The sequence below is a fragment of the uncultured Parabacteroides sp. genome (genome assembly GCF_905196875.1).
Taxonomy (GTDB): domain Bacteria; phylum Bacteroidota; class Bacteroidia; order Bacteroidales; family Tannerellaceae; genus Parabacteroides.
Genome location: NZ_CAJJWO010000116.1, coordinates 1 through 10,204 on the forward strand (window position 1 = coordinate 1; position 10,204 = coordinate 10,204).

At 48.2% G+C, this 10,204-nt stretch carries 6 protein-coding genes; 1 reads left to right on the forward strand and 5 read right to left on the reverse strand.

The window, feature by feature from the left end; genetic code table 11:
• A partial coding sequence (locus QZ076_RS21335; RefSeq protein ID WP_293717126.1) for a GLUG motif-containing protein occupies positions 1-1,901 on the forward strand: 1,901 nt, incomplete at its 5' end.
• Here QZ076_RS21335 and QZ076_RS21340 read toward each other — a convergent pair.
• From QZ076_RS21340 to QZ076_RS21360, 5 genes are all read right to left on the reverse strand, one after another.
• Complete coding sequence (locus QZ076_RS21340; RefSeq protein WP_293717127.1) at positions 1,885-2,982, reverse strand: glycoside hydrolase family 76 protein; 1,098 nt, start codon at positions 2,980-2,982, stop codon at positions 1,885-1,887. The two genes, QZ076_RS21335 and QZ076_RS21340, sit on opposite strands and share 17 nt — an antisense overlap.
• A 106-nt stretch (positions 2,983-3,088) precedes the next feature.
• Positions 3,089-3,802, reverse strand: coding sequence for a DUF3823 domain-containing protein (locus QZ076_RS21345; RefSeq protein WP_293717128.1), 714 nt, complete (start codon positions 3,800-3,802; stop codon positions 3,089-3,091).
• A gap of 18 nt (positions 3,803-3,820) precedes the next feature.
• On the reverse strand, positions 3,821-5,698 hold the full coding sequence (locus QZ076_RS21350; protein WP_293717129.1) for a RagB/SusD family nutrient uptake outer membrane protein: 1,878 nt from the start codon (positions 5,696-5,698) through the stop codon (positions 3,821-3,823).
• A gap of 13 nt (positions 5,699-5,711) precedes the next feature.
• Entirely contained in the window at positions 5,712-8,879 is a 3,168-nt protein-coding gene (locus QZ076_RS21355) for a TonB-dependent receptor (protein ID WP_293717130.1), read from the reverse strand.
• A gap of 129 nt (positions 8,880-9,008) precedes the next feature.
• Positions 9,009-10,204, reverse strand: a 1,196-nt coding sequence (locus QZ076_RS21360; RefSeq protein ID WP_293717131.1) for an arabinan endo-1,5-alpha-L-arabinosidase, incomplete at its 5' end; no start/stop codon positions are given.

Here is a 10,204-nt window from a genome sequence, read left to right on the forward strand (position 1 = left end):
TTGATAATAAGTTTGATAAAGATATTTGGGATGTAGATAACCTTGATATTATACCTGTTTTTAGGCGAAGAGGTGAAAGTAATTCTTACCCAACCCCTCCGATCAGTGATTATGTGATTAACGATACAGGAGATTCTCCCTACCTGATAACTTCTGAGGATGATTTGTATATACTAGCGGAAGCAATGAATTCAGGGGACTATACACTTTCTCAAATTTATGCTGACAAGCATTATCAATTAGCCAACGACATTACTCTAACTTCCGCTATAACGCCTATCGGTACTAATGATAGGAGTTATTTTACAGGAACATTCGACGGAAACCATAAATGCATCAATAACCTGTCTTTTAAACCCGATGCATCCGAAGTCATCGGATTGTTCGGATATGCTGACGGGGCTACCATTAAGAATTTAGGAGTCCATGTAGCAGAAGGCGGTATCCAGATACCAATTAACAGTTCTCGACCTACTAACCTGGGGGCTATTGTCGGGGCAGCTATCAGATCTACTAATATTACTGATTGTTTCGTTACTGGCGGAAGTATCGGGCTAACGGATGGAACGGCACGAAGTACAAACGGTACATTCAATATCGGTGCAATTGCAGGAATCATTTCCCAGTCAGCAACTGTCAGCAACTGTTATGCTACAAACGATATAATCGGTAACAATTCAGGGGATGTTTATTGTGGCGGCATCGTAGGCCAAGTCTATGACTCGAATGTGTCGAATTGCTACTCAACAGGCAAAATAACGGCTAAAAGCAGTACTAAATCCGTATCGGGTGGTATTGCCGGAGATGCAGCGAACGGTAGCACCTTCAACCGATGCATCTCCCTCAACCTTCAGGGTATCGAAGCAGGCGGTGCACGTATTTGCGGCACAACAAATACCCCGACTTACACGAACTGCTACGCCAGCCCGGTAATAAAAGTCGGCGACAATCTCATCAACGACGGTGCCCTCGACAACCAAAGCGGCCTCGACCTGACCCTTTCCAACATGAATGCAGATGCAGGCGGTTGCTTTAACGGATGGAATACCGGTTGGGAGCTCGGCGACGGGACGCATCTTCCCAAATTACAAAACTTTACCGGACAGCCCGATTTACTCAATTACGCTTTCCTTCAATTCAGTATTACTCTGACACAACCGGTCGAAGGGGGCACCCTCGAAGTCAGTTACGGTACTAACCAGCAACTCAACGACGGGCTGAATGAGAAGATACAGGGGAATACCCTCCTCTCTATAACAGCTAAGCCCAAGACCGGCTATCGATTGAAAGAGATCACGGCAGGAGGTGTAACTATTGGCGGTAACAACTATAAAGTGGAAACAGACACTGAAATTACGGCGGTGTTTGAAAAGATCCCCGATCCTGTCCCAGATCCAACTCCGGAGCCCGATCCTACCCCGGTTTACTATACGGTTTCCATCCCGGCAGTAGAAGGGGTTGTAACCGACCCGGTTGCTGGTGAATATGATGTGGAATCATGGGGTAACTTCCGTTTCTATCTGACATTGAATGAAAACTATAACCAATCAGTACCCATTGTTACGACCGATCGTGGCGAAACTATAGCCCCGCGTAGTAGTGACGGGGCTTATATCGTCAAATATGTACGTAGCGACGTCCAAATCCGGGTCGACGGTATCGTAAAAAACCCCGACCCGGTTGCCAACGAGAAGATAGAAGCCAGCCAGCCAAAAATCTGGAAGACAGGTAATGAGCTGCATATACAGGCTGTTACCGACGAACCGGGCTATATCTATACCCCCGACGGCAAACCGCAAACGGTATGCCGGCTGATTGCCGGGGAGGTAGAGACAGTCCGACTACCCGATGGTATCTATTTTGTACGGATCGGTAATGAACGGTTTAAAATTGTCTTGTAAGGGCATAGCCTTCTATCACACATTCCAGTGCACAGGCATTGGCGGCTGAACTCACCCGGTGGAAAGGGCCGTACCAGTAGCAGCCGAAGCTTTTGGATGCCGGATCGTAATCTTTCGAGAGGATCGATTCGGCATTCTTTATGATGAAATCTTTATAGGCCGGATTCTTTGTCACCTCATACAGAAAAGCCAGGTGGCGAATAAAGATACCCTTAAACTGAACACCGTCATTGCCATCCTCGATAGCCGGTTTCATTTCACGGAGAATGCCTTCTTCCGTTACCAAGCGGGTAGTAATGGTAGCATCGGCAATCTTTCCGGCCAGTTCCAGATAGGAATCATCGTTTGTCACCAGATACATTTCAGTCAGGACAGCGATAGCTACCCCCTGGTTATAGGTGTAATGGGCATCCCGGTTGGGGGCACAGTCCTTGCCCGTCCCGTCTTCGATCTGGTAAATATCCATGTTGATCATACCCGTTTGCATATACCATGCTACGTTCCTCTTGAACCAGTCGAGGTAAGAGGGGTTCCGGGTGGCCTTGTACAAACGGATAGCCGTCAGCGAGAAAAGGTTGTTGGCTATGGAGTTTTTATAGTGCAGGGGATTCTTTTTCCAGAAGATACCGCCACCGCATTCGTCGCTCCATCCGGTCGTCATATCCTCAAAGATAATTTCAGCCATATCCAGATACTCCTTCTCCCCTGTCAGTTTGAAGGCTTCGATCCATGCCAAAGCCCACCAGCCCTCATCGTCGTAATAGTCGTTGATGAAATTCGTACAATAACGGGGATTCCCGGTCGAGTCCACTCCCACCTGATAACGGCGGGCTTTCTCATATACATCCCGGATAACGGGAAACACATCGGTGTCGCCGGTTACGGCAGCGTAACGAATGGTGGCGGTTAATACGTTGGCAGAGTTCCACCAGCCGGCGGTTTCCCAGATACCAGTCGTATCGTTCCTCCAACTCAGGGAGGTTTGCATAGTCTCATACAATTTATCCCGGAAAGGAGAAGGTCTGCCACAGGAGACCATAAAAAGCACAACTAAAAGACCAGCTAATAAGTGTCTATGCATATCCATTAAATTTAAGATTAGAACAAGAGGCAAAGATAATAAAAAACCCCGCAAGGCCTGTCGTTTTAACAGCTTGCGGGGCATATTCTCGCTAATTATCGAATAATCAGATCGATACCTTAAACGGTTCGGTGTAAACCATTGCGTCGATACCTTCGATCTTCAATCCCATACGGGCATAGATAAATCCGGTGGATGGAAGCGAATTGGAGGTCGAATTGACTGACAGGCCGCTCAGATCCAGTTGCAAGGAAACCTGGCTGCCGGCTGTTGCGGTAATTGTGGTTGCTCTGGCTGTGCCACCGAAGTTATAGCTATCGTCTACAATCAGGTTGCGGCCGGCATAGAGGCCAACGAACTCGATGTTGCGACCGGCTGTGATCTCGCGTACGGAGCATGTAGCGGAAACGATCTTGTTGTTGCAGGTGATAGATGCATTGTCGAGCAGGTAGTAAGGAGTTACAGGCATGTCGACCGTTTCTCCCCTATAATTATCGACAGTGATCGTATCGGTGGCTACCGGGTTTACCCACGGGCCTACATTTTCCACACGGATCAGCTTGTAAGTCTTGCCTGTGTAGACACTGGCACTGAATGAGCCGTCCTGGGCTACCTGAACGGTCATATACGTACTGGAAGAAAGTTCCCAGCCCGGTTCATACAGGCGGAAACTCACCTGATTGTTCTTCACGTTGACGGCTTGTCCGTTGTAGGAAACCTGACCGGTCAACATCACATTAGGCGCTTCGTAATTATCGTATTCACAGGAAGTGAATAATACGGCCAGCGCAGTGAATAGGAATAAAGCTATCTTTTTCATATCTATGTTCATCTTTTATTAATTGTAGTTCGGGTTCTGTACCAGCTTCGGATTCTTGTTGAGGTGATCCTGATCGAATGAAGAGTAGTAGTTACCTACCCGGAAGTTACGCGGTGCCTTGAAACGGTTGGCTACGTGGCGATCGAAAATATACTTGCCGTTGTCGGGGCCACCGATCACGCGGTACGGATACAAGGCATACAGCATGGTGTTTGCCGACTGCACACCGTTCCATACCGTATGGGCTTTACGCAGACGTTTCATATCCCATATACGATGATCTTCCATTGCCAGTTCGCGGCGGCGTTCTTTCAACATGTTGTCGATGGTCAGGTCTTCCGCCTTCCATGAGTTCGCACCGAAACCGGCACGTTCGCGGATTGCATTCACATATCTCAGCGCTTTGTCCGTCTGTCCCAGTTCCATAGCAGCTTCAGCCGCATTCAGGTAAACTTCACCCATACGGAAATACACATACCACATATAAGAACCCTGCCCACGAGCGGAAGAACCGGCTGTTTCATCGACAAACTTACGCAGGTTAAAACCTGTATTCGTATAAGTGGCACGGTTCAGGGGGCCGTCTTTACCGACAAACTTACCGCCGTCGGCATTCGGATGATTGTCGGCTGCTTCGTAGGTACTGTTAGGTTCAGATCCCTCCACCAGCAGGTAGGAACCGTTGCTCTGGTATACGGCGACACCGGCCTGGACATCCAAGGTAGCACCTTTGAAAGTCTGCCCCGGTAAAAGACATGTTCCCTGTAAACGATAGTCGCGGCCTGCGAAAATATCCCCTACATTATTATAAGCGATATAGTTACCGCTGGCATCCTTATCGGCCAGTTTAGCTTCCGAGCCGTCCAGCAATTCATAGGTTTCAACAAATCCGAGAGTCGGACAAAGATCGGAACCGTTATCGTTATCTTCATTCATCGACTGGGCAATATTGGCAAACGAGAAGGAATGGAACTTACTGGCTGAATAATCTTTACTCCAGATCACTTCCGTGTTATTGCTTTTATTGCATATGGCATTATAAAAATCATCGGCAGAGGTACCGCTTTGCAGACGGAATACACCGTCGTTGATGATCTCTTCGGCTGTAGCCAACGCTTTCTGGTAATAAGGTGTCGGATCTTCACCGGTCATACCTACTACGCCGTTCTGCAAAGACGATGAAACCGGGTTGGTCATGGCTGCATTGTATTTGGCGATGGAACCGGCGTATAGCATGGCACGGCTGGCTAAAGCCAGGCTGGCATATTTATTGGCCTGAGCTACATTCACACTTGCATTGTTGGCAGCCAGGATTTCCTTAATAGCCATACATTCGTCATATACGAAGTTGTAAACCTCGGCTTCCGTAGCGCGGGGAATCTGTAATTCGGTCACATCCATGCCCGGCGTATATTCCATAGTTTCCTTAATCAACGGAACACCACCCATACGGCGGTTCATATCGAAATAAGTATAGGCACGGAGGAAGCGGAACTCACCGTCGAAGACATTCACATCGCTTTCGTCCAAAGCCGATTCTTTCAGTTTCTCGATACCCTGATTGATCTTATAGATATACTCGTAATTATAATAACGGAGAGAGTCGTACGGATAGGCGACCATCTGGTTGCGGGCCGTTTCCACATCCTGGTTCATCAGACCGCACCACATCATATCGTCAAACAACGAATAGTTGACGTCGTTATCCATCGAACCGTTCATCTTGACATCATTGTACAGATTGGCAAGAACGCCTATCACCATGGTGTTATCGTTCCAAACCTGGTCGTCGGTCAGGAAATCGGAAGGTGTCGTATCGCCTAACCACTCGTCGCAACTTGCCATCGAACAGGCAAGTATTGCGGAACCGAAGATATATAATAAATTCCTTTTCATATTATTCAATTAATTAGAAGTTAAGATTAAAACCAAATGAGAACGTACGCAGGTTAGGAGTCACCAATGCGCTGTTCGACTGAATTTCCGGATCTAGCTGATACTGGCTCAGGTTGTCGATACTGAACAGGTTGTAGGCATTTGCATAGATGCGCAGACGGTCTACGAAGAACTTGCCGGAGATAGACTTCGGCAGGGTGTAACCCAGTTCCAATGTACGCAGCTTGATATAATAAGTGTTATGCAGCCAGAAATCGGAATAGCGATTGAAGCTCACATTCGCCCCGGCATAACGGGTGGCAGGGAACTTACCGGCAATCCATTCGCTGTTCGCATCCGTAGGATCGGCACGATGCCATGAGTCAGTCAGCAGGTAAGCGGTAGAGTTACCGTCGCCCTGGAACGGATAGGCAACCTCCCAGCACATGTGGTACGACTGTCCGGCAGCACCGGCAAAGTCGGCTTTCAGGTCGATGCCTTTCCATTCGAAAGAGGTATTGATACCGAAGCTGATATAGGGAAGCTGCTCCGGCTGGTAACCGATCGGACGTTCGTCCAGGCTATTGATTATGCCGTCGCCGTTTTGATCTTTATAGATCAGGTCGCCTGGAAGCATGGTGGTATTGCCTTGTCCGTCGTTGTCGACACGGTAGTTCTGGATATCTTCGTAACTCTGGAAACGACCTACTACCTGATAGCCCCAGGTATTGGTATTTATCCAGCGGTTCTCCGTAGAGTTGCGGTATTCATCCCAACTCGAGCCGAAGCGCGGCTTGTAGGAGTCGCCGTTCATTTTACGGGCCAGCGTGAAGTTTCCGCCGATAGAGTAAGTGAAATCTCTTACCTGGTCTCTCCAGTTGATCCCCAGCTCAAGACCTTTGTGATAATCCGAGTTCAGGTTTTCCTTTGCCAGCGAGAAACCGACTTCGGAAGGGATCAACACATCGTAACGTAAGGCGGGTAGGCCGGTACGTTTACGTTGGAAGATTTCGAACGTACCGCTCAGGCGGTCGTCCAGAAAGCCGTAATCCACACCGATATTGATCAGGGTCGACTTGATCCATGACAAAGTCGTGATCGGAATGCCACGGTAAACAACTCCGGTCATGGCATTACCATTCAATACAGCATTACCCGATCCATAAGTATATCCGTTCAGGAAAGAATAAGGAGAGACAATATCATCCAGGTAACCGTCGCCATCGCTGTCCACATCCAGTTTGTCATCACCCATCTGTCCCCAGGAAGCACGGATCTTCAGGTTGGATAGCTTGGTAGCTTCTTTTACACCTGACATGAAGGATTCTTCAGAGAGTCTCCAACCGGCCGATACGGAGGGGAAGAAACCCCAGCGGTTACCTTCCTGGAAGAGATAAGAGCCGTCGTAACGACCGCTGAATTCAGCGAAGTAAGTACTCTTGTAATCGTAAGCGGCACGGAAGATCATACCGGCACGGCGGGCGGTAGTCATTTTGGTTTCCATCGACTGCATATCGGCGATACCGTTTGTGAGCGGAATATAGTTGTTGGTCGGCAGGGTGTTATACTGTAACCAGTCTCTTTTCTTTTCAAATGTTTCGATACCTAACACACCTGAAACATGGTGTATCTGGTTGAAAGTATGATCGTAGTTCAACTGGGCCTGGAACGTCTGCTCCACCTTTTCGTCTTTGACACGACGACGCCAGGGGTTCTGGTTTCCCCACTTTTCATTGTAAGTGTCTGTTGACTTATCGTAATTATATACTTTATAAGTGTACTCGAACTGTTCCTGGTCGTTGCGGGCGATCCAGTAGTTATAAGCGACACGGGCTTTCAAACCTTCGATCGGGCTTTGCCATTCTGCATAGACATTGGCGGTAGCCGATTTCCAGATATCATCCGTATAACCGGTAATGTCACGGTCGAAGATGGCAGCACCGGTTGCGTTGTTACGGGTGTCGTTTACATAATCGGGATTGTCGTTTGCATAGGCATGCTGGGTCGGCCAGTTCTGGAACATGGCATAATAAGGCTGCCAGTAATCGTCCAGCCCCGGAACACCTACGTTGTGGCGTTCTTCGATACGGCCGCTCAGACGGGCACCGATCTTCAGTGATTTAGTGATATTGGCTTCGATATTGCTTTGCAGGTTTGTACGGGCAAAGTTAAATCCGTTGATCATCGCTTTCTGATCCATATGGGAAACACCGAAGTGGTAGTTAATTTTTTCGGAACCACCAGTAGCACTGACGTTACCGTACCAGACAGGAGCATTCTTGTTGGTGATGAACTTCTGCCAGTCGAAGCTGGAGTATTCACCTTGTCCCTGACGATACAGGTTCAACTCTTCCATTGTACGGGCAGTAGAACCATACGTATTCAGGTCGGCCTGCATGCGTCCTTCATAGAATTGTGAAGCATTCGCAACCTCCGGATAACGCATGAAGTTCTGGATACCGTAATAAGCGTTGGCAGAGATCTGGTTCTTTTCACCACGTTTACCAGATTTAGTCGTTACCAGCACAACTCCGTTGGCTGCACGCAGACCATAGATAGCGGCAGAGGCGTCTTTCAGGATCGTAATACTTTCGATATCGTTCACATCGATATTATTGAACTGGCCTTCTTCACACTGTATACCGTCGATCACATACAGCGGCGTACCCATGTTACGGATCTGGATAGCTGCACTCGCACCCGGGCGACCGTCGGCCTGGCGGGCGGAAATACCCGGCGTCTTACCAACCAATGCACCTGAAATCGTCGGAGAGGTGGTACGGGTCAGTTCTTCCGATTTCACACTGCTGATAGCCCCGGTCAACGATCCCTTCTTCTGGGTACCATAACCTACGACTACCACTTCTTCCAGTGTTTCGCTGTCTTCTTTCAGTTGCACCTGGATATTGTTCTTTCCAACGATAGAGACATCCTGAGGTGCATAACCGATATACGAGAATACAAATACTTTGCTGTTGCCAGCTTCCAATGAGAATTTACCGTCCATATCGGTAATTGTACCAACGGTAGGATTGTCTTTCAGGACTACATTCACACCGATCAGGGGTTCTCCCATAGGGTCGGTCACAGTTCCTGTTACGACATTTGTCTGCGCCATCAGTTGCAGGCTGCTGACTAATAAAAACAAGAGGACTACCGGTAACTTCAGTAGTTGCTTACTCTTAATTGATTGATAGCTCATAATAAACTGTTTTAAGGTTACTTCATACTTAATTCATACTGATTACCTTCTAGCTGGAAGAAGGCGGCTGTGTTCTTTTCTTTACTTTTCCTCATACGGCATTAAATTTATTTGTAAGAATTGTTTGTGTTATCCGACTCTTTTTCCCCAGACAGAGAAGCCATGGGAATCCAATCCCGTGAACAGGATTGTCTTCATTTCATTTTCCCAGTCTTGTCCTATATGCGGAATGAGTTCCTGTATTTCTTCTTCTCCTATACGGACTGTCAATCCGGTTTCCGGAGAGTATGTCCAGCATCCATTCTGTTCACCTGTGATCTTTCCATCCGGTGTAAAGGTGTAATGAACAGAGACATTCACCTCATTATCATGTAACTCCCCTTCACCCCACAAGATCTGTCCTGCCCAGAGCTGACGCTCGTATTTACTATCGCGGATGAGGATCATCTCCCACTCGCCCACGAAATCATCCTTTACAAATTCCTGTTGCGGAATAGCTGCATATCTTTCCGGAGAGACCACGGGCCAGCCGTCTTTCGTCCAGAATATTTCACGGACATGCAGATCCATCAGCTGATTAGTCGGACTGAGCCGTCCCTGGTGCATCAGGTAATAACGGCCGTTATCGTTTACCACGCCGCAGTGGGCCGTACCAGCCCATCCCGGATGATTGTCGAAACGGTAAGGATGTGTCAGTACCGGGTAATTGTTAGTTTCCTCACTCATATCTTTACCGAACAGGTCGTAGAAAGGACCTTCCGGCTTTTCCGAACGACCGACGCGGATATTGTAGGTTGTCATCAAAGGATCGTAAGAGACAAAGAGGTAGTACTTCTTAAGTTCCGGATTATAGACGATCTCCGGGGCTTCGATATTATCTTTCTTTCCATCGGCACGGCGGGCGATACAATGTCCCTGGTCTCCGCTGCGCATGGCCAGTCCGGTTTCCGGATCCAGCTGCATTTCATACAGACCGCCGAAATAAGAACCGTAGACCATCCAATGTTCTCCGTTCTCCGTGATCACAATACTCGGATCGATCGCATTCATGACGGAGGTAGAGTCTGTTTTCACCACATATCCTTTCTGTTCCCACGGGCCTTCTGGTGAAACGGATTCTGCCATCCCCAGATAAGAGACTGATTTGGCAAAGGCCGAAACACAATAATACAGGCGGTATTTACTCTTATACTGTACCAGATAGGGGGCCCAGATATTAGTAGCTCCTTCTCCACCGGCATGGCTTCTGACATGTTCTACCGCCTCTGCCGGTATTTCCGGGAAAGCCCAGCCGGCAAACTCCCAGTTGACCAGGTCTTTCGATT